This window comes from Nonomuraea sp. NPDC050786, from assembly GCF_040654115.1.
GTDB lineage: Bacteria > Actinomycetota > Actinomycetes > Streptosporangiales > Streptosporangiaceae > Nonomuraea.
The window spans coordinates 237,542-263,012 of the sequence record NZ_JBFAHJ010000006.1 but is presented as its reverse complement, the minus strand read 5'-3'; the positions used below and the strand labels follow the sequence as shown (position 1 = coordinate 263,012).

General features: G+C 69.5%; 22 protein-coding genes and 2 pseudogenes. 6 read left to right on the top strand and 18 right to left on the bottom strand.

Translation table 11 applies throughout. From position 1 onward, the window contains the following. Nucleotides 1-7: 7 nt before the first annotated feature. The 8 genes from AB0H84_RS15025 to AB0H84_RS14990 form a co-directional block, all read right to left on the bottom strand. Nucleotides 8-2,155: a peptidase domain-containing ABC transporter gene (locus AB0H84_RS15025; RefSeq protein WP_357603566.1), complete on the bottom strand. Its 2,148-nt coding sequence runs from the start codon at nt 2,153-2,155 to the stop codon at nt 8-10. After that, complete coding sequence (locus AB0H84_RS15020; protein ID WP_357603564.1) at nt 2,152-3,186, bottom strand: TIGR04500 family putative peptide maturation system protein; 1,035 nt, start codon at nt 3,184-3,186, stop codon at nt 2,152-2,154. The genes AB0H84_RS15025 and AB0H84_RS15020 overlap by 4 nt, the downstream gene beginning before the upstream one ends. Beyond that, entirely contained in the window at nt 3,176-4,168 is a 993-nt protein-coding gene (locus AB0H84_RS15015) for an MvdC/MvdD family ATP grasp protein (protein ID WP_357603562.1), read from the bottom strand. The genes AB0H84_RS15020 and AB0H84_RS15015 overlap by 11 nt, the downstream gene beginning before the upstream one ends. A 76-nt stretch (nt 4,169-4,244) precedes the next feature. Continuing rightward, nucleotides 4,245-4,439 carry a hypothetical protein gene (locus AB0H84_RS15010; protein ID WP_357603560.1) on the bottom strand — a complete coding sequence of 65 codons (195 nt, stop codon included), beginning with the start codon at nt 4,437-4,439 and terminating at the stop codon, nt 4,245-4,247. 314 nt (nt 4,440-4,753) lie between these two features. Further along, complete coding sequence (locus tag AB0H84_RS15005) at nt 4,754-5,785, bottom strand: TIGR04500 family putative peptide maturation system protein (protein ID WP_357603558.1); 1,032 nt, start codon at nt 5,783-5,785, stop codon at nt 4,754-4,756. Next, nucleotides 5,775-6,770 carry an MvdC/MvdD family ATP grasp protein gene (locus tag AB0H84_RS15000; RefSeq protein WP_357603556.1) on the bottom strand — a complete coding sequence of 332 codons (996 nt, stop codon included), beginning with the start codon at nt 6,768-6,770 and terminating at the stop codon, nt 5,775-5,777. The genes AB0H84_RS15005 and AB0H84_RS15000 overlap by 11 nt, the downstream gene beginning before the upstream one ends. 80 nt (nt 6,771-6,850) lie before the next feature. Then, nucleotides 6,851-7,048, bottom strand: a complete 198-nt coding sequence (locus AB0H84_RS14995; RefSeq protein WP_357603554.1) for a hypothetical protein — start codon at nt 7,046-7,048, stop codon at nt 6,851-6,853. Nucleotides 7,049-7,376: 328 nt separating this feature from the next. Next, nucleotides 7,377-7,817, bottom strand: a complete 441-nt coding sequence (locus AB0H84_RS14990) for a hypothetical protein (RefSeq protein ID WP_357603552.1) — start codon at nt 7,815-7,817, stop codon at nt 7,377-7,379. An 82-nt stretch (nt 7,818-7,899) separates the two neighbouring features. Between AB0H84_RS14990 and AB0H84_RS14985 the strand changes: the two genes are divergently transcribed. Then, nucleotides 7,900-8,856, top strand: a complete 957-nt coding sequence (locus AB0H84_RS14985) for a helix-turn-helix domain-containing protein (RefSeq protein WP_357603550.1) — start codon at nt 7,900-7,902, stop codon at nt 8,854-8,856. Nucleotides 8,857-8,983: 127 nt separating this feature from the next. Here AB0H84_RS14985 and AB0H84_RS14980 read toward each other — a convergent pair whose 3' ends face one another. Both AB0H84_RS14980 and AB0H84_RS14975 read right to left on the bottom strand, forming a co-directional pair. Next, complete coding sequence (locus tag AB0H84_RS14980) at nt 8,984-9,295, bottom strand: hypothetical protein (RefSeq protein WP_357603548.1); 312 nt, start codon at nt 9,293-9,295, stop codon at nt 8,984-8,986. Then, on the bottom strand, nt 9,282-9,761 hold the full coding sequence (locus tag AB0H84_RS14975; protein ID WP_357603546.1) for a hypothetical protein: 480 nt from the start codon (nt 9,759-9,761) through the stop codon (nt 9,282-9,284). Before AB0H84_RS14975 ends, AB0H84_RS14980 begins: the two co-directional genes overlap by 14 nt. A 154-nt stretch (nt 9,762-9,915) precedes the next feature. On the opposite strand from AB0H84_RS14975, the gene AB0H84_RS14970 reads away from it, so the two are divergent. Next, nucleotides 9,916-11,091: a HEAT repeat domain-containing protein gene (locus tag AB0H84_RS14970; RefSeq protein WP_357603544.1), complete on the top strand. Its 1,176-nt coding sequence runs from the start codon at nt 9,916-9,918 to the stop codon at nt 11,089-11,091. Between the two features lie 17 nt (nt 11,092-11,108). Here AB0H84_RS14970 and AB0H84_RS14965 read toward each other — a convergent pair whose 3' ends face one another. Beyond that, nucleotides 11,109-11,468 carry a hypothetical protein gene (locus tag AB0H84_RS14965; protein ID WP_357603542.1) on the bottom strand — a complete coding sequence of 120 codons (360 nt, stop codon included), beginning with the start codon at nt 11,466-11,468 and terminating at the stop codon, nt 11,109-11,111. A gap of 62 nt (nt 11,469-11,530) precedes the next feature. Here AB0H84_RS14965 and AB0H84_RS14960 point away from each other — a divergent pair. Then, nucleotides 11,531-11,782: pseudogene (locus tag AB0H84_RS14960) on the top strand (SulP family inorganic anion transporter); the annotation flags it as partial. A gap of 297 nt (nt 11,783-12,079) precedes the next feature. Here AB0H84_RS14960 and AB0H84_RS14955 read toward each other — a convergent pair. The 3 genes from AB0H84_RS14955 to AB0H84_RS14945 all read right to left on the bottom strand — a co-directional run bounded on the left by AB0H84_RS14955 (nt 12,080) and on the right by AB0H84_RS14945 (nt 19,143). Continuing rightward, nucleotides 12,080-16,219, bottom strand: a complete 4,140-nt coding sequence (locus AB0H84_RS14955) for a PKD domain-containing protein (protein ID WP_357603745.1) — start codon at nt 16,217-16,219, stop codon at nt 12,080-12,082. A 97-nt stretch (nt 16,220-16,316) separates the two neighbouring features. Continuing rightward, nucleotides 16,317-18,515, bottom strand: a complete 2,199-nt coding sequence (locus AB0H84_RS14950; protein ID WP_357603541.1) for a hypothetical protein — start codon at nt 18,513-18,515, stop codon at nt 16,317-16,319. A 355-nt stretch (nt 18,516-18,870) separates the two neighbouring features. Next, entirely contained in the window at nt 18,871-19,143 is a 273-nt protein-coding gene (locus AB0H84_RS14945) for a hypothetical protein (RefSeq protein ID WP_357603539.1), read from the bottom strand. A gap of 468 nt (nt 19,144-19,611) precedes the next feature. Here AB0H84_RS14945 and AB0H84_RS14940 point away from each other — a divergent pair, with 468 nt between their 5' ends. After that, nucleotides 19,612-20,310: a hypothetical protein gene (locus AB0H84_RS14940; protein ID WP_357603537.1), complete on the top strand. Its 699-nt coding sequence runs from the start codon at nt 19,612-19,614 to the stop codon at nt 20,308-20,310. Here AB0H84_RS14940 and AB0H84_RS14935 read toward each other — a convergent pair. The 4 genes and pseudogenes from AB0H84_RS14935 to AB0H84_RS14920 form a co-directional block, all read right to left on the bottom strand. Then, nucleotides 20,296-21,189, bottom strand: a pseudogene (locus tag AB0H84_RS14935) (IS5 family transposase). The gene AB0H84_RS14940 and the pseudogene AB0H84_RS14935 sit on opposite strands and share 15 nt — an antisense overlap. Before the next feature lie 490 nt (nt 21,190-21,679). Then, nucleotides 21,680-22,708, bottom strand: a complete 1,029-nt coding sequence (locus tag AB0H84_RS14930; protein WP_357603535.1) for an acyl-CoA desaturase — start codon at nt 22,706-22,708, stop codon at nt 21,680-21,682. Continuing rightward, entirely contained in the window at nt 22,705-23,043 is a 339-nt protein-coding gene (locus tag AB0H84_RS14925; RefSeq protein ID WP_357603533.1) for an STAS domain-containing protein, read from the bottom strand. The genes AB0H84_RS14930 and AB0H84_RS14925 overlap by 4 nt, the downstream gene beginning before the upstream one ends. Before the next feature lie 209 nt (nt 23,044-23,252). Further along, nucleotides 23,253-23,708 carry a DUF5994 family protein gene (locus AB0H84_RS14920; protein ID WP_357603531.1) on the bottom strand — a complete coding sequence of 152 codons (456 nt, stop codon included), beginning with the start codon at nt 23,706-23,708 and terminating at the stop codon, nt 23,253-23,255. 206 nt (nt 23,709-23,914) lie between these two features. On the opposite strand from AB0H84_RS14920, the gene AB0H84_RS14915 reads away from it, so the two are divergent. Beyond that, nucleotides 23,915-24,919: a tyrosine-type recombinase/integrase gene (locus tag AB0H84_RS14915; protein ID WP_357603529.1), complete on the top strand. Its 1,005-nt coding sequence runs from the start codon at nt 23,915-23,917 to the stop codon at nt 24,917-24,919. A gap of 180 nt (nt 24,920-25,099) precedes the next feature. Next, nucleotides 25,100-25,360 carry a hypothetical protein gene (locus AB0H84_RS14910; protein WP_319707569.1) on the top strand — a complete coding sequence of 87 codons (261 nt, stop codon included), beginning with the start codon at nt 25,100-25,102 and terminating at the stop codon, nt 25,358-25,360. Nucleotides 25,361-25,471 lie beyond the last annotated feature (111 nt).

Below are 25,471 nucleotides of genomic sequence, written 5' to 3'. Positions count from 1 at the left end.
GCGGTCCTCACCCGGCTGATGAGTGGACCTCCCCCGCCGTGCTGTGCTGGTAGCGCACCAGGCCGGCGTAGTGGCCGCCGTACGTCATGAGCCGGTCGTGGGTGCCGGCCTCGACCAGGCGGCCTCTGTCCAAGACAACGATCAGGTCGGCGTCCCGGATCGTCGACAGCCGGTGCGCGATGACGATCTGGGTCTGTCCCAGGTGCAGGAGGTTGCGGCGGATGCGTTCCTCCGTGACGCCGTCCAGGCTGGCGGTCGGCTCGTCGAGCAGCAGGATCCTGGGCCGGCGGGCCATCGCGCGGGCCAGCGCGATCCGCTGGCGCTGCCCGCCGGACAGGCGTCCCCCGCCCTCGCCGACGTCGGTGTCGTAGCCCTGCGGCAACCGGACGATCTCGTCGTGGATCTCGGCCAAGCGGGCGGCCTCCTCGACGGCCTGTCCGCTCATCGGGGCGAAACCGGCGATATTTTCCCGGATCGTGCCGGCGAACAGGTGCGGCTGCTGGGTGACGACTCCCACCTGCCCGCGCAGCCAGCGCAGGTCGATCTCCTCCAGCGGGATCCCGTCGAACCGGATCTGTCCGGCCGCGGGCTCCACCAGCCCGACCAGCGCCCGGCCGAGCGTCGTCTTGCCGGACCCCGACGCGCCGACGATCGCGACCCGCGCGCCCGGCGGGATGTGCAGCGAGATGTCGCGCAGCACCGGGGCGCGGGAGTCGTAGCCGGAGGTCAGGCCGGAGACGGAGACGCCGCCGCGCAGCCCGCCCGCCGGCCGGGTCCCGCCCGCGCGTTCCGGCGTCGCGCTCATCAGGTCGGCGATCCGCCCGACGTGGGCGCCGGCGAGCTGGAGCTGGTAGGCGATGCCGAGCAACGAGGTCAGCGGCGAGATCGCGGCGGTCGCCAGCGTCACGAGGGCAAGCTGGTCGCCCAGCGACGCACCCTGCCCGGCGGTCGCGAACACGGCCACGAGCAGCCCCAGGTCGAGCGCCATCCCCAGCGCGTTGCTCACGGCCTGCACCCCGGCCACGTGCCGGTTGCGGGCCGCACCCGTGGTCAGCTCCTCGTCGTGCTGTTCACGCCAGCGGCTGACTGCGGCGGGTTCCCCTCCGGTGGCCTTGATCGCCTCGATGCCCGCGAGGGTGTCCACCAGAGCGGCCTGGGTGGCAGCACCGCTGTGCACGGCGGCCAGGGCCAGATGCCGCCCGCGACGCGCCGTGCCCAGCACGACGGCGGCCTGGGCGAGAGCCGTCGCGAGCGTCAGCAGCGCGAGCCAGGGCGCGGCCACGAACAGCAGCGTGAGGTACGACACCGCGGTCAGCAGGTCGAACAGGAAGGCCAGCGACTGCTCGGTGAGCAGGTCGCGCAGCACCGCCACGCCGCCCAGCCGGCTCAGCAGGTCGCCTTTGGACCTGCTCTGGAAGAAGTGGTACGGCAGGGCCAGCGTGTGACCGACGAGCCCGCGCATGACCTCCGCGGCCACCGACGTCTGCAACGCGATCAGTATCCGGGCGCGTACCCACGCGATCAGCGCGTGCGTGACGACGACGCAGCAGGCCGCCGCCGCGAGTGCCGTCACGTCGATCTGCAACGGCCGGTCCACCACGAGCTTGGTGAACGCCGGCACAGCCAGGCCGAGGGCCTGCGCCGCCAGCGAGGCCAGCAGCACGGCGGCGATCAGCTTGCGGTTCGTCAGCACCGGGGTCAGCAGCGGGCGCAGCACGGGCCAGGCCCGCGCGGGTGCGACGGCGGGCGCGAGCCCGGCGGGAGCGTCGGCGAGCAGCACCGTGCCGGAGTATCCGGCATCGAACTGCTGGTGCGGCAGCCGGCGCCGGCCACGGGCCGGGTCGAGCACGGTGATGCCGCGGGCCGTCACGCGCTCGACCACCACGAAATGGTTGTCATTCCAGAGCGCGATGAACGGTGCGGGCAGCTGCGCGACGGTGTCCAGCGGGGCGTGGCAGGCGCGCAGCCTCAGCCCGAGCCGGGAGCCGGCCTGGATCATCTCCCGCAGGCTGACCCCGTCCACACCCTCGGCGAGGTGCTCGCGCATCTCGGTGAGACCGGTGCGACGGCCCAGCGCGCTGAGCACCATGGCCAGGCAGGCCGCGCCGCACTCGCTGCGGGTCAGTTGCATCCGCAGCGGCACCCGCCTGGTCACAGCCAGAACCACCTGATGTCCGCCGAGCGGCGCCGCTCGTCCAGCCACGCCTGGAACGCGGCGTCCCGCGCCGCGTCGAGCACCTCCGGGTCGTCCGGATCCGGCGGGAGCACCTCGTACACGACGCCGGCCAGGTATCCGCCCTCGACCGGAACCGGCCCCACCGCCTGCCCGGCCGGCACCGCGCGCATCGGCTGGGGCAGCCGCGGGGTGAGGGCCGTGCGCGCCTCCAGACGCACCTGCCCGGAGCGCACCGCCGCGGCGGCCCGATCCAGGAATCCGTCCACCGGGCCGTCGGCGAGCTCGCCCACCACATCCGGCCGCGCCCCGGTCGTCCACGCGGCACTCCGCAGCGTGAACTCCTCGGGGTGCTCGGCCAGACGACGCCGGGCGGGCTCGCCCGCGAATCGATCGCGGACCCGTGCGACGTAAGCCTGCGCCCTGACGTGATGCGAGAACGCCTCCTCCGACAGGCCGGCCTCGGCCAGCCAGGTCAATGTCCGCTCCCGTGTGTCGAGCCCGCGACGTCGGCGGAACTCGTCGGCCGCCCGCTGCGTCTCCTCGGCGGTGAGCGGCTCGGCACCGCTTTCCATCTCCCCGAGCAGGATGCAGTGGTCCACCAGCCGCTCGTGGACCTGCCGGTCGCGGGCGCCGAAGGCGCGGATGGTGGACAACGCGGTGGCGATCGACAGGTCGTGCCCGTCGACGCGGAGGACCTGCCCTGCCGCCCAGTGCGTGGAGTGGTCGACCAGCCAGGGGATGCCGTCGTCCACCTCGGCCGACAGCGCGACCGTGCCGCCGGTGGGGTGCTCCAGGAGCAGGTCGTAGCCGGCTCTGGTGGACCCCGGCGGCTGGTCGATCACGAGCTGGGTGCTCAGCCACGGCCGCTCCTCCGACCAGTCCCGTACGCGTCGCTCCGCCTCGTCGGGCAGGTCCTTCGGCAGCTGACGCAACAGCGCCACCGCTTCGGCGAGTTCCGTCGCGAAGGCGGCGCGGGTTCCGGAGGAGGGCGTGATCTGCTCAGTGGACATCGATGGGTTCCTCATAACCGGTCGGGGTGGTGAGCCAGCCGGCGATGGCGTCAGCGATGGGCAGGCCGGTCAGCGTCTCGATGAAGGCCCACTGCCCGTCGACGTTGAGCTCCAGGAAGACGTACCGGCCGTCCGGCGTCACGATGAAGTCCAGAGCGCCGAAACTCAGGCCGAGCCCCGCGACCAGGTGGACGCACCGCTCCTCGACCTCCGCCGGGAGATCGTAGGCCGAGTAACCCACCTTGGGATCACCGTAGTGCCGCCAGTCGACGGCGGTCAGCCGCGAGGCCTGGGAGTTGATGCGCGCGGCGAAGACATGCTTGCCGACGACGGTGACGCGCAGCTCGTACGCCTTGGGCACGTAGGGCTGCAACATCGACGCCGAGTGACGCATCCGGTGCCGGCCGGACAGCCGCCGGCGCGGCACCGGCGCGGTGTAGAGGTGGCCGTACTCTCCGTCGAGAGTGAACGTCCGGAAGCTCAGAGCCTTGGTGATGAGCCGGCCGCCGGCCCTGGTCCAGGCCGGGGCGAGCTCGGCCGGGTCGTTCGTCACCACCGTGTCCACCACGGTGAAGCCGAGCTGAACGGCTCGGTACAGGTGCAGCAGCTTGTTGTCGATCGCCTGGAGGTGCGCCGGGCGGGCCGGCATCCACCGCGCTCGCGTCATCAGGTCGTACGCGCCAGCGAGCGCGTGCCCGGACACGTGCTCGGCGAACTCGCGCTGCGATGGGTCCCGTACGGCCGGGGCCGACGGCCGGTCGGGGCGGCGGTGCCAGACCGCCGTCACTTGTGACAGATCGTGTTCCTCGCCCCGGTACGTCAGCGTCTGCCGCCAACGGCCGTCGAGGTAGCTGGTGGTCAGGGTCGAGGCTTCCGGGTAGTCCGCCTCGTCCCACCACAGCGCCGGCACGCCGCGCTCGCGCAGCTTGGGCAGGACGGCGTGGACCGAATCGTCGCGATGGCTGCTAATGATCAATAACACAGTCTTGGTGCTCCTTCGCCGTCACGCGGGGAAGCCGGCGTCCACGGACGCCGGCTTCCCGCCACTGTCACGACGGTCAGCTCTGCCAGACGTCCAGGTTCTTGCCGTTGTTGTACGACGACGTGCAGGTGCCCGTCCCCGGCTCCATGCCCGCCGTGATCACGGAGCCGTCGTCGAGCACGATGTCGATCCCCGCGACGGTGTCAAGGTCCGCGCCCGAGAGCTCGGAAACACCCGCGGGAAGGTCTTCGATCTTGAGAATGCCACTCACGGCATTACCCCCTTCTAGTTGCACAGGCCACGCCTTACGGCCCACACGCAGTCTCGCGTGCGCCGCTTGGGCTTCTCTTGAGCACCTTGGAGCCCCTTGAACCCGCTTGAACGACCTGCTCCACCTGACGGTGTGAGCAGCCAACGCCGGCCCTTGAACGTGCGGCGCAAATCATCCACCCACTCCCCGGGGATCTCCCACAAGATGAAATGCCCGCCCCGGTCATGGAAGGCGACGTTGACGTGGTTGTACGGCCAGGCAGGCCGCGCCGCACTCGCTGCGGGTCAGTTGCATCCGCAGCGACACCCGCCTGCTCACAGCCAAAACCACCTGATCTCCGCCGAGCGGCGCCGCTCATCCAGCCACGCCTGGAACGCGGCGTCCCGCGCCGCGTCGAGCACCTCCGGATCGTCCGGATCCGGCGGGACGACCTCGTAGACCACGCCGGTCAGATGAGCACCCTCCACGGGGACCGGCCCGACGGCCGTCTGGGCGGGCAGGGCCCGCAGATGTGGGGGCAGCTGCGAGGAGAGCACCGTACATGCCTCCAGGCGGAGCCGCGCGCCCTCGGTGAAGCGCATCGCCGCGGCCACCCGCTCCACGAACCCGGTCACCGGGCCGTCGGCGAGAACGCGCAGCACGTCCGGGCGCGCCCCGGTCACCCATGCGGCCCGCCGCAGCGTGAACTCCTCGGGGTGCTCGGCGAGGTAACGCCGGGCGGGTTCGCCCGCGAAGCGTTCGCGGACCCGCCCGATGCGTGCCTGCGACTCGATGTGCCCGCGGAACACCTCCTCGGTCATGCCGGCCGCGGCGAGCCAGTCCAGGGTCTGTTCCCGGGTGCCGAGCCCGCGGCGCCGGCGGAACTCGTCGGCCGTCCGCTGCGTCTCATCGGCGGTCAGGGGCTCGTCGTCGTCCGCCACCTCGGCGAGCAGGAGGCAGTGGTTCACCAGCTGTTCGTGCACCCGCTGGTCACGAGCGCCGAGAGCGCGGATGGTGGACAGCGCGGCGGTGATCGGCAGGTCGTGCCCATTGACCCGGAGCACGTTTCCCGCCGCCCAGTGGGTGGAGTGGTCGATCAGCCAGGGCATGCCGTCGTCTACGTCGGCCGACAGTGCGACCGTGCCGCCCTCCGGATGTTCCAGGAGCAGGTCATAGCCGGCCCTGGTCGTGCCCGGCGGCTCGTCGACCACAAGCTCGGCGCACAGCCAGGGCCGCTGCTCTCCCCAGCCCCGTACGGTTCGCCGCGCCTCGTCGGCCAGGTCCTTAGGCAGGCGGCGCAGCATTTCCACCGCCTCCGCGAGATCGGTCGCGAAGGCGGGAGGGGAGGTCGTCCGGTCAGTGGACATCGATGGGTTCCTCATGGGCTGTTCGGGCGGTGGCGTCGGTGAGCCAGTCGGCGATCGCGTCGCCGATCGGCAGGCCGGTGAGCGTCTCGACGAAGGCCCACTGCCCGTTGACGTTGAGTTCCAGGAAGACGTACTGGCCGTCCGGCGTCACAATGAAGTCCAGGGCACCGAAGCTCAGCCCGAGTTCCGCGACCAGGCGGACACAGCGCTCCCCGACCGGCACTGGCAGGTCGTAGGCCGAGTAGCCGACGTTGGGGTCGTCGTAGTGTCGCCAGTCGACGGCGGTCAGCCGGGACGCCTGCGAGTCGATGCGCGCGGCGAACACCTGCTCGCCGACCACGGTCACCCGCAGCTCGTACGCCTTGGGCACGTTGGGCTGCAACATCGATGGCGCGTGGCGCAACCGGTGCCGGCCGGACAGCCGCCGCCGCGGCACCGTGGTCGTGTAGAGGTGACCGTACTCACCGTCGACGGTGAAGGTCCGGTACTCGAGTGACTTGGTGACGAGCCGGCCGCCCGCCCGGTGCCAGGCCGGGACGAGTTCGCCGGGATCGTTCGTGACCACGGTGTCGGTCACGGTGAGCCCGAGCCGGACGGCGTGGTGCAGGTGCAGCAGTTTGTTGTCGACCGCCAGGACATGCGCGGGCCGGGCCGGCATCCACAGCGCGCCTGTCATGAGGTCGTACGCGCCGGTCAGCGCGATCCCGGCCACGTACTCGGCGAACGTCCGCTGCGAGGGATCCTGTACGGCGGGCGCGGACGGCCTGCCGGGACGGCGGTACCAGGCGACGGTGACCTTCGACAGGTCGTGCTGCTCGCCCTGGTAAGTCAATGTCTGCCGCCACCGGCCGTCGTGATAGCCGGTGGTCAGGACGCTGTTCTGCGGGTAGTCCGCCTCGTCCCACCACAACAGCGGCACGCCGCGATCCCGCAGCTTGGGCAGGATGGCGGCGACCGAGGCGTCGTGACGGCTACTGATGATCATCAACACGGATGTGCGCTCCTAAACCGGCAAGCAGGGGAGCCGGCGTCCGTGGACGCCGGCTCCCCTGTGTGGTCATGACCTCACTTGCCGTCGATGATGTCCGTCTTCTTGCCGTTGTTGATGGAGGAGGACCACCAGCCCGACCCCGGCTCCATGGACGCCTGGATCACGGAGCCGTCGTCGAGCACGATGTCGATCCCCGCGACGGTGTCGAGGGCCGGGCCTGAGAGCTCGGAAACACCTGCGGGAAGGTCTTCGATCTTGAGAATGCCACGCACGACATTTCCCCCTAGTGGTTACACAGGCCGCGCCTTACGGCCCGCACTCAGTCTCGCGTCCGCCGTTTGGGCTTCTCTTTAGCCCCTTGAATTCCCTTGTGCGGCCGGTTCAGCCGATGCGCCGGCAGACGGTCACCGGCAGGCCCGGGTGACCCGGTCGTACGCTTCGGCGTACCCGGGTGCGTACGGGCGGTCGTCGACGTTGAGGGCCGGCCGTCGCGATCGTGCCCGCCACCTGCCGGAACTGCGGTGGCCGGCGCCTACCACGCACGGAGCCTGGCCACCGTGGCCGTGAGCCTGCCGCAGGGCGGCGAGCACGTCTCCCGGGTCACCGCGAGGCCCCGCGCGAGCAGGAGCCGGGCCGGCACGGGATGCCGCCGGTCACCGTCGTGCCGCGGCGCACCACGTTGGTGACGGTCAGCCCGCCGCCGAGCGCGGCCATCGCTGCACGCACGGGTGACAGCCGGTGCCGCAAGTCCCCGACCGGCATACCGGGGCCGTCGTCACCGATGGTCAGGCGCACACCGCTCCTGGCCACGATGAGGGCGATGGACACGGTCCGTGCGCGCGCGTGTTCCGCGATCGCGGCAAACACCACGTCGATCGTCTCCCTGAGCAGTTTCTGGACGTCAGGCGGCAGGGGTTCGTCCGGCAACGCCCAGAGCTCCACGTCTATGCCGGTCGCTCGCGCCCAGCCGGCGAAGTCCTCCTTCAACTCCTCGGCGAAGGACTGTCCCGTCGGAAGGCGGGAATGCATGGCGGATGTCATGGTTCCAGTCTCGCCAGGGCCCGGCCTGCGGCAACAGTGGCAGCATTGTCATGGTGCGGGAATTTCCTGCCAAACTGTGCTCATGATGCGCAAGGTCGTGGCCGTGGTCGGCGACATGGCCGCCGCGTTCGAGCTCGGGATCGTCTGCCAGGTGTTCGGCCTGGACCGCGCCGAGGACGGCCTGCCCGGCTACGACTTCGCGGTCTGTGCGGCGCGACCGGGCACGATCCGGACCACCTCCGGATTCGCCGTCCAGGTCGAGCACGGGCTGGAGCGCCTGGCCGACGCCGACCTCGTGGCCGTCCCCGCCTGGCCGCAGCTGGACGGCCCCGTCCCCGCACCCCTGCTGTCGGCCCTGCGGGAGGCTGTCGGGCGCGGCGCCCGCGTACTCACGATCTGCACGGGCGCGTTCCTACCGGCCGCCGCCGGGCTGCTCGACGGCCGCCGGGCCACCACCCACTGGCAGTTCACCGAACTGCTGGCCCACCGCCACCCCAAAATCAGCGTCGAACCCGGCATCCTGTACGTCGAGGACGGCCCGGTGCTCAGCAGCGCCGGCGCCGCGGCGGGGATTGACGCCTGCCTGCACCTTGTCCGGCTGGAGCACGGCGCCGCCACGGCCAACGCCCTGGCCAGGCGGCTCGTCGTACCCGCCCATCGGGCCGGCGGGCAGGCCCAGTACGTGGAGGCGCCCATGCCGTCGCCACGTACGCCGTACGAGCTGTCGGAGCTGCTCGACTGGATCCAGGAGCACCTCGACCAGCCACTGACCGTGGAGGCGCTCGCGGCGCGGGCGGCCATGTCGCCGCGCACGTTCGCCAGGCGGTTCAAGGCACTGACGGGCACCACCCCGCACCGCTGGTTGCTCGACCGCAGGCTCCGGCTCGCCGAGGAACTGCTGGAGACCACCGATCTGGGCGTGGACGCCATAGCCGTCAGGGCCGGGTTCGGCGCCGCCGACACCCTGCGCCACCACTTCACAGCCCGCCGCGGCATCCCGCCCGTGCTGTACCGCCGCGCTTTCCGCCGCACCCCGTGATCCCGCGCCAGGAGCGGTCGCGCCGGTCCTGCGCGGCGAGCCGGTACGTTGTTTTCCGTCCCAAGACATTCCGCCGCCCACACCGGCGAAATCTCGACGCCCCACCCAACCGGCACCTTAAGGCGATCTATCCAGAAATATGGTGACGCACCGGCACTCCGCCGATCGGCTGGCCGCCGTCGGTGACAGTGCCCGTCACCTCGATCCGGCCGTGCTCCGACGGCTGCTCTGCCTTGGCCACCACCGTCACCGGGTTGCCGGCGATGCCAGGCGCCAGCTCGGCCGTAACGGGCTCGGCGCCGGCGTTGGTGATCTCCAGCTTCCACTGGCAGGCCTGCGCGTTGATAACGCTCAACCCCTGGACCGACGACTGCTTGGCTTCCTCGCTGTTCGGCGCGTACTGCGCGGCAGGCTGCCCGGCCGGATTACGCAGCAGCAACCCCCACCGTCGGCGGCAGCACCCCTGTGACACCGAACGCGGTGCCCTCCGAGACGTCCACCGGCACGCTCGCGGTCTTCCCCGGCTCTCCATCGGCCGACGGCGTGGCGAACATCGAACTTGCGTCCACACCGTCATCTGTTGCGGTGGTTTTCGAGGTTGCGGCGTCCGCAGCCACGTTCCCAGGGGCGACGGGCTCGGGCGCATCCCAGTAACCGGGGTCGGCCAGCCGCGGCTTGACGTAGATCTTGAAGTCGGACTCCGAGTCGGTCATCGACATGTGGACCGTGCCGGTCGTGGGGGAATCGGGATAGTATCGCGCGCTCCACGCCGGGACGATCAGATCGCCGTCGTAGCTCCGGGCCCTCACCGGGGAGATGCAGGGCACGAGTTCACCCACGCCCACCAGGTTCGAGGGTCTGACGCGCCTCGGGTTCGTGTAGACCTCGTTGAACCCATCCCTCACGAACGGAATGCTATTTCTCCAGCGTGGCCGGGCCGGATGTACTTGGTCTTGTGTAGCGGTTGCGTCAAGATGCCGGTGTCGAGAGCGCCGCCATGTAGATGGCTGCAAGATCTCATCAAGCTCGCCCCGGTATTCAAGGAGCGGAGGTGAGTACATGGACGGAAAGTATCGGGCGCGCTGGATCGCGGTGTACGAGCCCGAGGCCGTGGAGGTGCTCCAGCGGGCCCGGCGGCACCCGCACGGCAGCCCGGAGCGGGTTCAGGTGTTGAAGGAACTGCCGAGCAGTGGCTTCCCGGAGGCGTACGCGGTCGCCTACGGGCACATGCTCCGGTTGTGCGGCGAAGACGACCCGGAGGAGGTGCTGCTGGGCTTGGGCATGATGGCCCACTGCAACCTGCACATGCCGTACGAGGACCGTCTCGCCACCGGGGAAGTGCTGGAACGGCTGTGCGCCGCGGAAGGCCAGGACCCTCGGATCCTGGCCGCGGCCCTGCGCGGGCTCGGCCTCTACAGCGCCGACCTGGAACGGCTCCCGCTGCTGGCCGGCATGCTGCGGCACGAGGACCCCGCCGTACGATCCGCCGCCGTCCGGGGAATCAGGCAGCTGAACCACGCAAGCACGCAGCCGCGAGGGATCGAGGACCTGCTCGCCCTGGCCGTCGATGACCCCGACCCGCAGGTCCGGCAGACCGCGGTGGAAGAGGCGGGGTTCGTCATCATCGGCGAACTCCTGTCCCGCTATCGGGAGGTCCTGCTCAAGGCGGCCCACGCCGACCCGGACGAGCAGGTGCGATCCACCGCCCTGGACCTGCTGGCCGCCCGGTACGACTGGCGTTCACCGACCTTGAAGAGCATCACGCGGCCGATCACCGAGGACGACTGGGCGCGGGAGAACGGCCAGCTGCTCCTCACGCTGTTCACCGAGGCCGCCAGCGACTCCGACCCGGGGATCCGGCGGGCCGGGCTGGCCGGAGTCACGACGCTCGTCCCGCTGGAAGGCGCCCTTGACGTCGTGCGCGCCCACTACGCCGATTCCCACCCCGACCTGCGGGCCATGGCCCTGTGCACGGGAGCCGGCGTGCTCGACGAGGAGGCACTGCGGCTGCTGCGCGCCGAACTGGCCGACCCGCACGTCGATCGCGCCTATCTGGACGCCGGCGCGTGGCCGGGCGCCCTGTGGGAGGAGACGTACGACGTGCTTTGCAGGTTGCTGCACGAGGGCGACTGGACAGGGCTGCTCGACCGGGAGGGCTGGGACCCGGAACAGCGCCGGAAATACCTCTATGACCTGAAGACCACCATCAGGAACCGGCATCCCTGGGACTGGTAACCCCACAGCGGATTCTTTCAGGCCGCACGAAGTACCAAGGCCCGGATGGTGCCGCGGGTGCGGGGCCGACCCTGGCTTCGCCGCTTGAAGATCCAGCGCCGCCGCACCAGATCGGCGTGCCAGCGCAGCAGCGTGCCCGGCGTCACGAACAACCGCCGACGACCTTCCAGAGACAGCAGCCGCGCCAGCGCGCTGATCATCGCTCGATCCGCCCACGCCAGCTGAGGCCTGGCCACCTGCCGACGCAACATCGCGAGCTGATGACGCAAGGCCAGAATCTCCGTCTCCTTCGACCTCTGCGAGCGCCCCAACAGCACCAGCCAACCCGCGAGCCGAACGAAGATCAGATAAAGCAACCGCAACATGAACAGCGTCATGCCCGCCAGAACAGAAACGCCGGACCCCAGGTCAACCCCAACGGCCGAGTTTCGGCACCCACAAGTCGCTGATGACCGCCAAACTGGTCGACGACCTCACCGACACCCGCTCCTCCAAGACCCGCGAGTCCATCGGCCAGGGCATCGCCAACATCGTCACCGGCTTCTTCGGCGGCATGGGCGGCTGCGCCATGATCGGCCAGACCATGATCAACGTCAAGAACGGCGCCCGCACCCGGCTGTCCACCTTCACCGCCGGCGTCATGCTCATGGTCTTGTGCATCGTCTTCGGCCCCTGGGTGTCGCAGATCCCGCAAGCTGGCCACCCTGTCCTCCTGGTACGGCTTCCTGCTCGCGCACGACGTCGCCACCCGCAACCCCTGATCGGACTCAAGCGGCCCGCCGTCGACCGCGACCACAGCGCCACCATCGGCCCCGTTACCGTCCGTTTCTCGCATGGGCGACGGCGCCGTACGCGACCCTCGCCACATCACGAAGACCCCGGCGGTTGACCGTCGGGGTCTTCGTGGTTTCGCGGGCCGGAGGCCGCGATGGCGGACGGGACGGGTGTCCGCGGGCTTCCACCGGATGGGCGGAAGCCCGCGGGACTGTCAGTTCCGGCCGCTGATCCGGATGATACCGGTCACGGTCGGCGGCGGGCCGATGCGCTGGTTGTCGTAGACCAGTTCGCCGTTCTTGCGCCACACCCTCAGCCTGAGCTGGTCGGTGCGGTCGAACGGCCTGCCCGAGTCGACGGCCGTGATCTCGAACGTGACATCCGTGGCGCCGTTGACCCGGCCGTTGCCGCGCAGGGTCGCTTTGCCGTCCGCGGCCGCGAGCACCGTGTAGGCGGTGTCACGCAGATGGAACCCCGGGGCCTGGTAGCTCAGCTCGCCGATGGGTGCGGTGCCCTTGCGCGGGTAGCCGGCCGCGACGGCGAACGCCGCCGCGCCCGCCTTGCCACAGGCGGAGCTCAGCGTGCAGGAGCCGCTCGGTGAGGCCACCACCCCGGCGCCCACCAGCGAGCCGGCCGGGTCGTACACGATCACGTACGCCTTCTCACCCCCGACGGTGTCCACCGTGGTGGTGCCGCCGTCGTCGTCGGTGACCGTCACCGTGACCGGGTAACGCCCGGCCTTGGTGAAGGTGTGCGTGCGGGTGACCGTGCCCTTGCCCTCGTGCTCGGCCACCGCCGCGTCCACCGTCTGGCCGCCGATGGTCCAGGTGGCCGTGTGGGTGTCGTCGATGCCCAGGTCGGTGAAGGACGCCTTCAGCGCGAGCGGGGCGCCCACCGCGACCACGGTTCCTGCGGCCGGTTCCTCCAGTCGCATCTCGGGGGCGGCGTTGGCGGCCTTGACCTTCAGCCTCGCGGTGCCGGTGGCGCCCTTGTCGTCGGTGACCGTCACCGTGACCGTGCGCTCGCCGTCGTCGGCGAACACGTGCTCCAGCTTGAGCCGCTTGCCGTCCAAGGGCAGAGCCTGCGGTCCGGCGCCGTCGCCGTAGTCCACGGTCGCCGACCACGCCTCAGAGTCGGGATCGGTGAGCGACCCCGACGCCTTCCAGGTGGCCCCCTCCGTGATCTGGCCGGACTCGGGCAGTTTCACCTCAGGCGCCTGGTTCGGCGTCTGCGCCGGGACGACCGTGGCGGTCAAGGCCGCCGAGGTCTGCAGGCCGCCGTCGTCGCGCACCGTCACCGTGACCGGGTAAGTCCCGGCCGTGGCCCACTGGTGCTCCAGGGTGATGTTCTGCCCGGCCGGGGTCACCGGCACCGGGCCCGCGCCGTCGCCGTAGTCCACCGTCGCCGTCCAGGAGGTGGAATCGGGGTCGGAGAAGGACACCACCCGGTGGAGCTTCTCGTCCACCGTCAGCTCCACATCTCCGCCCGCCGTCACCACCGGCGCGGTGTTGGCGGCCGGCTTGTCCTCGATGACGTAGTCGATACCGCCGCTGTCGGTTCTGTCTCCCTTACTGTCGATGACTCCGATCACCGCGATGCCCACGAACGGTTCGTCGAAGGTCTTGGTCGCGGTGACGGTGCCGCCGCCCCCACCGGCCTTCGGGGTCACCTGGGCCTCGACGACGGATCCGTCGCCCCACTCCACCACCGCGGTATGAGTGTCGGTGGTGTCTGCGTCGGTGAACGGCACGCTCAGGGTGAACGGCTTGCCCACCTCACCCCGCAGCGGGGTCGTGGTGTCCGGGGTCTGGACGACGGGAACATTGTTGGACTCGATGCCGATGCCGGACAGGGACACCACATACGCCGGCTGGTCGCCGTCCGTGGTGACGGTGAGCTTCCCGCTCGCCGCTCCCACTTGGGTCGGGGCGAAGGTCACCCGCATCGTGCACTTGTGCCCCGGCTCAAGCCGCACCGGGCAGTCGTTCGTCTGCCCGAAGGGGCCCTCGGTGGCGACGGCCGTGACGGGCATGGACTCGCTGCCGCGGTTGGTCAACGTCACCTCCACCGGGTAGCTGGTCGCGCCCACCCGGACGGGATCGGCGAAGTCGATTCCAGAGCGGTTCAGCGCGTGCCGGACCGTGGCCGTGGCCTCGGCCTGGTCATTGCCGGGCTCGGGGTCGGTGACCGCGAGGCTGGAGGCGGCGGCCCGCGTCGCGAGTTCCGTCCCTTCGGCGGTGCCGGAGGGGATGGTGGCGGTCACCGTGACGGTGGCGCTCCAGCCCCGCTCCAGGACCTTGACGGTGTTGCGGAACCCGCCCCCGCCCTTGAGCGCGGTGCACAGGCCCCGCGAGGTCTCGCACGCCGCCGTTCCCGCGGCCGAAGGGACGAGCACGTCCAGCCGGACGCCGGTCGCGGTGCCAGGACCCTTGTTGGTCACGGTGCTGGTCCATGTGACGGTCGCACCCGGGCCGGGCTCGGCCGACGAGACCGTGTGCGTCACCTCAAGGTCCGCGCGGGCGGTGGACGGGGTCAGCAGGAAGGACCGCTCCTGCCGACCGGCTCCATCGTCGACGAAGCCGCGCGCCAGGATCTGGCCGGAGGAGTTGACGTCCAGCAGCGACGTCACGGCCATGCAGGGCACGGGCTTCACGTCGCACCTCGGCCGGGGAAGCAGGTCCTCCAGCTTGTACGCCCGGCCCTCCAGCCACAGGGCCGGCCTGTCGCTGAGGGATGTGTCGGTGGTCGCCCGGCCGACGAAACCGGCGACCAGGCCGTGGTCGTTGACGGCCAGGGCTCTGCCCTCGCCGAGGTCCGTGCGCCGGCCGTCCTTCCAGGCGTAGGCGTGCCTGGTGACCTCCTCGCCCGTGTTGCACACCCCCTCGCCGACGACCATGCCGGTGGAGTTGACGTCGTGGGCGGCACCGCCAGTGAGCTTGCACGCCGGGAGCTCAAGCGGCGTGGTCACCCCGTTCTGGTAGACGGCCGGCCCCCAAATCTTGGGCTTGCCCAGGCCGTCCCACTCCCTGGTGTAGGCACCGGCTACGGCGCCCTTGTTGTTGATGCGATCGCCTTGGGGGTCGGGAACGTACGTCGAATACTCCGGCGTGGCGGGCAGCCGCTTCATGCTGCCCCGGTCCCACATCACGTGGAAACTGATCCCCTGCGCTCCTTCCACCTGGCCGAACACCTGCCCGTTGTCGTTCAGGTCCGAGGCACCGCTGTTGGCCGAGGGACTGGACGCCGGGTGCAGGTCCGTGGCCGAACCTTCCCGGAAGACCACCGCGTGCCGCTTGTTTGCGCCGTCCACCGACGTGAAAGACCAGCCTGAGACGTCACCGGCCTCGTTGATGCCCGTTGCGCCGGCCTCGCATGGCAGACCGGGACTGTCAGTGCAGGGCAGGCCTCCCAGGTCGGTGACAGCGCCGGCCTGCCAGAGCACGGCCCGGCTCCGCTTGTCCTTGTCCTTGGCCGTGGCGGCGACCTGGCCGCGGTCGTTGAGCGCTACCGCCTCGGTTGTGGCGGGGTCGCCGCCGGGCAGCGCCCCGATCTCGGTCGCCGTGTAGGAGCCGAACTTGGCCACCACCGTGTGCGCGCGGTCCATGGTCACCTTCAGCGCCCCGGCGGGCTGCTCCCGCCCGTCGACGATCCATCCCAGTGGGATGCGCCCGGCGTCGGCGGTGGCGGTCACCGTCACCACAGTCCCGGCCCGGTAGGTGTCCTGCGCCGGCGACGCGGTCACCGAGCCGCCCGGCTGCGCCGACAGCTCCAGCTCGAACTCGCGCGTGTCGACCTTCTGGATGTTGACGGCGTCCTGTGCGGTGCGCGTGCCCGCGGGGGTGCCGGCTCTGACGCCGACGCTATAGACGCCGTCCGAGAGCGGGTCGGTCGTGGCGCCGTACACACCGTCACCGCTCTGTCCGTCACCGCTTGCGCCGTCGTCCTTCAAGGTCACCTCGTGGCTGCCGGCGTCATCGGCGATCAGCACGACCCGCACGTCCGCCCCGGTAACCGGCTTCCCGTCGTCGGTGATGGTGGCCGTCACCCGCGCACGGCCGTCGTCGGAAACCTGCTCGGCCTTCGCCGTCACCGTCACGGGGTTGCCGACGACCCAGGCGCCCAGGGCCACCTCGGCCGGCCCGGCGGCCGTGTTCGTGATTTCCAGCTTCCACTGGCCCGCGGTCGGTCTGGAAACGCTCAGCCCCTGGATGGGCTGCCTGGCGTCCTCGCTGCCGGCTGCGTACTGTGCGGCCGGCTTCCCGGACGGGTCGCGCAGCAGCAGCCCGACGGTCGGCGGCAGCGCTCCGGTGACCCCGAACCACGTGCCCGCCGGAACCTCCAGCGGCACGCTCATCGTCTTGCCGGCCTCCACCGTGACCGAGGGCGCGGCGAACGTCGAAGCCGCGTCGGCACCGGCCGCGGCCTCCTTCCCGGACCGCGCGGCGGCGGTCTCACGCAGCGACTCCACACCACCCGGATTGCCGGTGTTCACCAGCGTCGACGAGAGCCGCGGGACGACGTAGCCGCGGAAGTCCTCCCACGATTCCGTCATGTCCGTGTGAGCGGTCCGGGTGTAGGGGATGTCGGTGTAGGTGAACTGGGCGCTCGATTCCGGGACGACCCGGTCGCCGTCCTCGCCGTCCTGCCAGGGGAGGTAGCAGGGCACGGGTCGGCCCACGCCCACGAGGTTGGAGGCCGTGACGCCCTTGAGGTCGGTGACCTTGCTGTTGAAGACCTCGTCCACGTACGGCACGCTCAGCTGCCGCGTGGCCGGCATACCGGGGATGCGAAGGTTGAACAACGCCAGGTCCAAGAGCCTGTCCGCGCAGGGCGACCCCCTGTTGGGGGGTGCCGAGCTGGATCATCCGGCTCACCACCGGCTTGCCGTCCGGCGAGTCGGGCATCTCGGTCTGGATGTACTGCCGGGTGATCAATCCGCCCATGGAGTGGGCGACGACGTCGACGTGGAACGCGCCCGTCCCCCGGCGCAGGGCCTCGATGTAGACCGCCTCCTGGACAGCGTTATCCCTGAGGGTCCCGGTGCGTTGGAAGGGGTTCGACGTGTTACCGGTGTGGAGTTCGCCGGGGATTCTCCCGTCGCCGACCGCGTACCCCTCCAGCAGCGGGCTCACTCTCTTCATGAGCGCCGGATACGTGCCCCATGCCTTCTGTGCGTCACTCATGTAGCCGTGCACCAGGGCCACGGGTTTGGGCCGGACCTCGTAGGATTCGGTGCGTTTGCTGTGGACGAAGGTACCGGCGACGAGCGTCGCGGTCACTTTACGCGTCGAATGGACCTCACCCTTGTGCCAGGCGAAGCCCGCGGTGTCCCAGATCACCTCTTCTGTGATGGTTTCTCGAGGGGCGAGGATTTCGTCGATCTCCCCGCCGGGCAAAGTCTTTCCGGACACCTCCTCGACCAGGCGAAGCCGGGTGGACGCGGGGCGGTCGCCGGGGTTGAAGATCGAGATGGAGACGCGGACCCGGTTGCCGTCGATCGTCTCCTGCTCCGGCACCTCGACCCACTCCTCGGACGGGTAGATCTGCGTCGCGAAGGTGAGCGAGTGGATGACGGGATCGGCGTCCCCCAGGTCGAGCAGGAAGGCGTGGTCGAGGGTCTCCCCCGGGGGTACGCCGATGCCGGCGATCTGGCCGAGGTCGTTGATGTCAATGGCCCACTTCAGGTTCCAGCCCGCCTCCGGCACCAGGGTGTGCAGGTAGATTCCAACGCCGTTCTCGAATAGGCCGGCACGGAGCCAGCCTTGCTTGTCGTACATCCGTCCCACGCCGGTGCCGGCGTTGTTGATCGCGTTCACCATGCCGCCGTGAGGCGTGTCGATCGGCTGAACTCTGCCGTTCTCATCCCAGATGAGGGGGACGTAACCGCCGTTCTCTTCCGTCCCGTAGCCGGCGACCTGACCGCGGTCGTTGATGTCGAAGGCCACGGTGGAGTCCTTGTACTCCAGGCGGTCCCGGGTGACGTCGATGGGCTGGCCGGGCCTGGTGCGAAAGGCGCGGTACATTTTGTCATTCTTGTCGGGGTTCATGTCCGCGCCGCCGACCACCTGCCCGCGCTCGTTCAGCGAGGTGGCTTCCACCACCTGATCTTTGAACGCCGAGAGTCTCAGGACGGAGCCGTCGGAGTCGCGGATCCAGTTGGAGCCCACCACCTGCCCCTTGTTGTTGACGGCCTTGGCCAGGGCCGGCTCGATGCGGGTGGCCTTGCCATCCTTGAAGAGGAAGGACGCGTTGCCGTCGATGGTGCCGACCACGGTGCCGTCGTCGTTGACGTCCGTGGCGTGGCTGTTGGGGACGCCGGCGCCGAGGCTCGCGTGGATGTCGACGACGGATCCTCCGCTGAACAGGACGGCTCTGCCGCCGACTCCGGCGGGCCCGTCGGTGGGCCCCCAGACGGCCGCCGCGACCTCGCTCTTGTTGTTTATCGCTGTGACGTAGCCCATGTTGGTGTTGAGGGGGCCGAGATCGATGATCCTGGCTTTGGACGCGGTGGGTGCCGCTTCACCCGTCGGGGATGGTGACGACGCGGGCGCGGCGAGCGCGGACGGGGGCAGGGCGAGGGAACCGAGCAGCGCGGCAAGTGCGGCAAACGTTATCCGCCTTGCGAGTGCGCGGCCGAGTGACCAGGTCAAGGAAGACTCTCCGAAGCTGCTGCCACGCACCGGGCGCGGCACGGGACGAGGAGGGTGCGCACATCCCTGGGGCAGAGTGCGCCACGACCGGCCGGTTCTCCGGGAGAAGGACGAGCCCCTCCTCGGGAACCGCGGTCTCCGGCCAGGCGGTTCACTCCCGGCCGGAATGAGGCCCGCAGGGCGGTGGAGCGTCTCCGCTTCCACATGGCACCCGCACGGACTTAGGGTGCAGGGTTCAGCCACCCTTCTGAGGTTGCTCACCCCTTAGCACGTGATTGGCTGCAATGTCCGTAAGAGTGGCGCAGTGTCCTTGTGGACCGCCTGATCCGCTTGGGAAGACTCGGTCCGGCTTGTATCAGGACGTCATCGGGGGCTCGCACAGGAACGAGGTCTTCGGCCCTCCCTTGGGTCCCGGGACGACACGTCCCGGGGCGGGATCGTCCGATTGCGCGGGCAGCGCTCCCGCCATGACCGCGGCGCGCTCGCACCACCAGGTGAGCTCGTTCTGGGCCGTGAGGCCGGCCAGCGTGGTGAGGTGCCCCGTGGCGGCGTCGTTGTCGCCCACGGCCGAGGCGAGCCGGGCCAGGAAGAAGGCGACGGGCCCCAGCGTGGCCACGGCGGAGCTCACCGCGATGTAACCGCTGTAGGGCCACCTCCATCACGAACAACACGTACAGGCGCTTCAGGAAGATCGTGTCAACGTGGAAGAAGTCGCAGGCGAGCAGCCCTTTCGCTGGCAGCCGTAGAAACGTCCGCCAAGTGGTGTCGAAGTTTCGTGGCGCCGGCCGGTGTCGGCGTGAACGCAGGATTCGTCGCACGGTCGCCTCACTGACCTGCACGCCGAGGCTGACCAGTTCGCTGTGGACCCGCCGATACCCACCTCGGGTTCTCGCGTGCCAGGCGTAGAACCAGCTCCCGGACTTCCTTGCTCATCGCAGGACGGCCAGCGATCACCGGAGCGGCGCTTCGGTTCCCGCAAGCTTCAGCCGCACAAGGCCCGCTGATGGCCCGCTCGATCTATCCGAGCGTTGAACTCGGCAAACTTATCACTGCGCAGTGAAGCGCCAGAATATGTCTCTCGAAATTCTGGCCGAGCGTGCCACTGCACCCATGGACCTTCTATCCCCCGACCCTGAGCGGAGAGGGGAAGAGAAGCCCTTGGCAGTTCTACGAGCGCATCTTCAAGGCTCTCGAAACTGACCGTTCGATCACACAGCAGGCCCGTCGCTATTGGGAGATGTGGCGCCACGGGGAATCCGGTATACAGCCCTGGTTCGAAAACAATCGAGTGCACCGGCTGCGGGCAGATCTCCCTGGATATGACCTCCAGCCGGACCAGATGCGCGCCTCCTCAAAGGAGGAGTTCCTCGCGGTGATGCGAGAATTCCACGTATGGGCGGGCGAGCCGTCCTTCCGCGAGATCGCCCGCAACGCGGGCAAGACCGTCGGGGCCAGCACCTTGTGCGAGGCCCTCGACGCCAATAAGCCGCCACGCCTGCCCACCCTCAAGGTGGTCATGGCCTTCATTCATGGATGCGGCGGCAGTGAGGACGATCTGATCACCTGGACCCACGGCTTGGCGCCGGGTGCGCATAGCCCGGGCTACCGCTGGCACCGTCACCCCGCTGCGGGCCGGCGGACAGCGCAACGTCAGCTAATGACCTGCAAATGGCGTGTAGCAACGGGCCGTCTGGCTCGAGGCCGCAGCGTTCCCGGCTACGGGGCAATCACCGGTTCGGCGCGACGGGCGACTCCCTTGACACCATCAGCACCGATGCCCCTAGGGAGTGTCTGACAATTCGGCGTGCCCGAGCCAGAGCATGAGCGAGGCGATGGTGACACCGGCCAGGTAGCGATTGGCAAGCTTGTCGAAGCGGGTGGCGATGGCGCGCCATTGCTTCAGCTTGCCGATGCACCGCTCGACCAGGTTGCGCTGCTTGTAGGTGAGGGTGTCGAAGGCGTGTGGGCGGCCACGGGAGCTGCCCTTGCGTTTGCGGTTGGCGATCTGGTCGCGGCGTTCGGGGATCACCGCCTTGATGCCACGTCGGCGCAGGTCGAGCCGGATCGTGCGGGTGGAGTACCCCTTATCGCCGATCAAGATGGCCGGGCGAGTGCGGGGTCGGCCGCCAGCCGAGCGGCGCAGCCGGAACTTAGCCAGCACGGCTGCGAACGCGGTGCAGTCGACGATGTTGCCGCCGGTCAGGTGTAGGACCAGTGGCAGCCCGCGGGCCTCGACGAGCAGATGCAGCTTGGTGGTCAATCCACCGCGGGATCGTCCGAGCGCCTGCCGGTTTTGCGATTGCTTCGTATCGATCGTCCTGCCGTCGTCCCCCTTTTACGCGCTCCCGCCGCGTGCTGGTGGGCACGGGCGATGGTGGAGTCGATGCTCACGGTGAACTCGACCTGCCCGATGGAGTCGTCCTTGACCTGCATCTCCTCCAGCAGCCGGGCCCAGGTGCCGTCTTCGTCCCAGCGTTTGAACCGTTCGTAGCACGTCTGCCAGGGCCCGTACCGCTCGGGGGACGTCCCGCCACGGCGCGCCGGTGCGCAGCCGCCACAGGATTCCATTGATCACTTCCCGATGACCGCGCCAGGGACGCCCCCGCCCGTCGGTTACCGGCAGCAGCGGCTCAATCCGCGCCCACGCCTTATCGGTCAACTCGCCACGTCGCACCACGATCAACCATTCAAGCGTGAGCGATGATCATTTGTCAGACACTCCCTAGGCGTCAGCTCGCAAATCGAACGCAAAATAGAAACAGTCTAGGAATGCCAACTACCCCACGGTTGCTCGTCGGATGCTCTTCGGTACCTGATACGGCATACCGCCGGACGGAATTCTTGGACATTTTTAGCGACGACATTTGGGGACAGCATGATACATTGAGAAACAATTCGGCATGGGCTGGCATAATGTCTGTCGACTTTTAATCCGTAGGTTCCGGGTTCGAGCCCCGGGCGCCCTACTACCTCCCACCCCATCCGACCTGCTGCTGCGACTGCCCTACCTGGCGCTCACGAGCCTGTTCGCCGTCGTACGGCTGCTGCCGATGAGCGACACCAACAAGGCGTCGAGATCTTGCGCGCCCGCTCCCCCAACCGATCATCGCACCGGAACAGCTGAACGGCGCACCTCACTACACGACCGTTGATCGTGCAAGTGATTATGCGAGGTCGCTGGTCTCGCCAGGGCGCGGGGTGCTGGTGCGCAGCGTGTGTTTGCCGGCCACCGTGCGATGGTGGCCGAGGACGTCGGGGGGTTGCCAGTGCACGTCGGTGGCCCAGTTCAGGCGTTCGAACAGGCTGATGAGTGCGGCTGAGGGGTCGATCTGGCGTCCGCTGCGGCCGTGCCGGGCGCAGTTGGGCTGGCTGTGGTGGCCGTTGTGCCAGCTTTCCCCGAAGGACAGCAGGGCCAGCGGCCACAGGTCGGTGGAGCGGTCGTGGCGGCGGGTTTTGTGCGGCCGCTCGCCGATCACATGGCACAGGGAGTTGACGCTCCAGGTCACGTGCTGCAGCAGCGCGATGCGGACCAGGCCGGCCCAGATGAACGCGGTCAGCCCACCGTAGAGGCTGCCGCTGATCGCCCAGCCCGCCGCGAACGGCAGGAGCAGGGAGGCGGCGCACAAGGCGGGGAAGGCGCGCGAGATACGCAGCATGGCCGGATCGTTGCGCAGCAGGTCGGGGGCATACCGTGTGGCCGAGGTGGGTTCGCTGGAAAACAGCCAGCCCAGGTGGGCATGGGCAAGGCCGCGCAGTTGTCCGCCGGGACCGGTGCCGTAGCGGTAGGGGGAGTGCGGGTCGCCCGGCTGGTCGGTGAAGGCGTGGTGGCGGCGGTGGATGGCCACCCAGTCGATCAGCTTGCCCTGGAAGCTCATCGACCCGGCCACGGCCAGGATAACGCGTAGCCAGGGGCGGGCGGTGAAGGAGCGGTGGGTCAGCAGCCGGTGGAAGCCGACCGTCACCCCCAGCCCGGTCGCGACGTAGAAGACGGCGGCCAGCAGCAGGTCGGTGAGGGTGACCCCACGTCCCCACGCCAGCCAGATTCCGGCGCCCAGCGCGATGAACGGCGCGATGACGATCGTGGCGGTCAGCGCCACCTGCCCGGCATGGACACCGAGGCGCTGCTGGGCGTGCGGGAACGGAGATCGCCCGTCGTATGGTGCAGCTGAGGCCTGGGCGCGCACCTCGCTCACGCCACCATCGGCAGGCCGCGGTCCAGGCCGGTGACGTGCAGGAGCCGGGACATGAACGGGCGGGGCGCCCTCAGGGCCAAGGTGATGCCCATCGTCCGGGCGCGGCGTTGGATGCCTACCAGGACGGCCAAGCCGCCGGCGTCACAGAAGGACACCTGCGACAGGTCGATGATGAGCAGGCTCGTGCTGTAGTGCAGCGTGTTCAGCAGGCGCCGGCGAAGCGCTGCGCTGGTGAAGATGTCGATCTCACCGGACAGATGAACGGTGGTCGGCTTCGACGGGCTGGCCACGCCGAGGGGCGCGATGCCGAGTGGCGCGGTGTCGATGACGGTCATGGAAGGTCTCCCTTTTGAAGAAGCTGAAATGGGATGAGATGCCTGCCGACCGGAGAGCCGGTCCGCCGCCAGAACGGGCGGTCCTGGAACCGTTCGATCCGGTCGGCAGGCGGCACGCGGGTCACGCCGGTGCTGAGGGCCGTCTGGTGGAGGAGGGCACCTCTTGGCCGATGACCGACCCACCCTCCTTCTCGCAGCAGCCCGTGCCGTCAGCGGCCGTCCGCGCGCAGGGGCGCAGCGGGGTTGGGCGGCAAGCGCGCGACGGTGAGAATGTCGTCGATGCTCAAGCCGGCGCTGTCCTGCGCGGTGAGCTTGAGCGTGGCCTCGGCAGCTCCGGCGGCGGTGTCCGGCGGGACGACCAGCAGGACGACCGGCTCGCCGGTCGCGAAGATGAGAGTGATCAGGCGCGGGTCGGTGTGGCGGAACCAGCCGATGCGTACCTGACGCCCGCATGCCGGGATGCGGTGCGGGATGCTCTGCCACGCGTCGCGATGCAGGCCGATGCGGAGCGTGACTCGATCAAGCAGCCGGTCCACGGCGGCGATGAGGCCGGGTAGTTCGGCGGCCGCGTCGCGGGAGTGGGGCCACCAGGCCCCGTCAACCACGGCTCGCCGATCCAGCACCGGGTGGAGACCGAGCCGTAGCGCGGAATCGACCCGAGGCATCGCGGACGAGGTGGAGCTGAGCGGTGCGGGTTGAGAAAGAAGTGTCGGCGTCATGGTCGCCTGACCTGTCCGGGCCCCTTCGAAGGAGCCGGTGGTGGTTCGCCGGGGGCGACGCCGACCTGAATGCCAACGCTCGAAAAGACCTCGGTACCTTCACTCTACCTCCTACCTCCGGAATTCCATAATTCCGGAAGTAGACTGGGCGGGTGACTTCTGGAAACTCGCCCTCAGAGCTCACGCAACCGGCCGGAGCAGCTTCCGGAGACGCAAGCCGGTCGCGGGCCGTCCCGCTTCCCGTCCCCCATGCCGCCGTCCTGGCCGACTACACCGCCGCGCTCGAGCGCGCCCCGCTGGCCGACTCCACCAGGACCAAGTACGCCTCCCGGCTGCGCGGCTACCTGGCCTGGCTGGCCGACCAGGCCGACGCCGGAGCGCTGGACGGCGACCCGCTCAGCGACCCGGTCGCAGCCACGGGCGCGGTACGCGACTTCCGCCGCCACCTCAAAAACGGCCGCCGCGCCCCCAACACCATCGACACCTACCTGTCAGCCATCGACGACTTCTACGCCCGTCGCGGCCTCGTCAAGCCCAAGGCCCGCCGCGAACGCGACCCCCGCCGCACCGCACCGCGCGCCCTGGACGCCCGGCGCGCCCGCCGCTACCTCCGCCACGTCCAGCTCACCGCAACCCTGCGCGACAAGGCCATCGCCCTGCTGCCTTACTACGCGGGCTTGCGCATCTCCGAAGTCGTCGGCCTCGACCTGACCGACGTACGCCTCTCAGCCCGCAAAGGCGAACTGCGCATCCGCGGAAAAGGCCGCGACGCCGGCAAGATCCGCCTGCTGCCCGTCCACCCCGACCTGCGCCAGGCCCTGGCCGACTGGCTGGCAACTCGCACCGGCTGGAAGGGAGCCGGCACCCACACCGCGGTGTTCCTCAACCACCGCGGCGGGCGCCTGAGCGACCGCGCAGCCCGCGAGATCATCACCGGCCTCGGCGACGCCATCGGCCTGGGCGACGACCCCACCGAGCCCTTCAGCCCGCACGTCCTGCGCCACACCTTCGCCACCCAGCTCATCCGCGACGGCAAGGACCCCATTCTGGTCGCCGAGTTGCTGGGGCACAGCTCGTTGGACACCACCCGCCGCTACGCGCTGCCCACCGAAGCTGACAAGGCCGCCGCCCTGGACGCTCTCATCACCGACCACTGACCGGAGCCACCCCAGAGCAACAAACCGGTTCGGAGCGGGTGACGTGATCGTCACTCCGTATCCCAGCTTGATCGGAGGGCACCGCGTCCGCCTCACAGCAGGCGAATGTGGAGGGCAGCCGCCTACAGCGTTCGACGCTGGGCAGGGGTCCCTTGCAGATTCTGGCGAAAGGAGCCGGCTGTGCCTGAGAATGTCGCACTGATCATTCGATTCCACCTGATGAGCGGCGAAGACGTCTCCGTGATGAGTGGGGACTTCGACGGAGAGCCGGAGGCGGTGGCGGCGATCGCTCGTGCTATGGACGAGCGGCGCAGCCTGGTGTTGATGCGGGCGAGGTATGGCCGTGAGACCGACGTGAACGGCGTAGTCGTCAACCTCGCCAACGTGGTGTCGGCGCGTGTGTCGAAGACAGCCAGCGCCGAGGCGGGCCAGTACCTGTAGCGGTGGGCTGCCACGACACGCCCTGACATTGGCCAGCCGGACGGTGTCCTCGGCGAACCTCTCACCGGAGCCCGAGCGTCGTCCGGCTGAGGTTCCCTTGTGGGAGGCAGG

Coding starts and splice junctions, on each gene's coding strand:
- AB0H84_RS15020 (WP_357603564.1), bottom strand. CDS start 3,186: ATGTCCACTGAGCAGATCACGCCCTCCTCCGGAACCCGCGCCGCCTTC.
- AB0H84_RS15005 (WP_357603558.1), bottom strand. CDS start 5,785: ATGTCCACTGACCGGACGACCTCCCCTCCCGCCTTCGCGACCGATCTC.
- AB0H84_RS15000 (WP_357603556.1), bottom strand. CDS start 6,770: ATGATCATCAGTAGCCGTCACGACGCCTCGGTCGCCGCCATCCTGCCC.
- AB0H84_RS14990 (WP_357603552.1), bottom strand. CDS start 7,817: ATGACATCCGCCATGCATTCCCGCCTTCCGACGGGACAGTCCTTCGCC.
- AB0H84_RS14985 (WP_357603550.1), top strand. CDS start 7,900: ATGATGCGCAAGGTCGTGGCCGTGGTCGGCGACATGGCCGCCGCGTTC.
- AB0H84_RS14970 (WP_357603544.1), top strand. CDS start 9,916: ATGGACGGAAAGTATCGGGCGCGCTGGATCGCGGTGTACGAGCCCGAG.
- AB0H84_RS14965 (WP_357603542.1), bottom strand. CDS start 11,468: ATGACGCTGTTCATGTTGCGGTTGCTTTATCTGATCTTCGTTCGGCTC.
- AB0H84_RS14955 (WP_357603745.1), bottom strand. CDS start 16,219: ATGAGCGTGCCGCTGGAGGTTCCGGCGGGCACGTGGTTCGGGGTCACC.
- AB0H84_RS14925 (WP_357603533.1), bottom strand. CDS start 23,043: ATGACCGTCATCGACACCGCGCCACTCGGCATCGCGCCCCTCGGCGTG.
- AB0H84_RS14920 (WP_357603531.1), bottom strand. CDS start 23,708: ATGCCTCGGGTCGATTCCGCGCTACGGCTCGGTCTCCACCCGGTGCTG.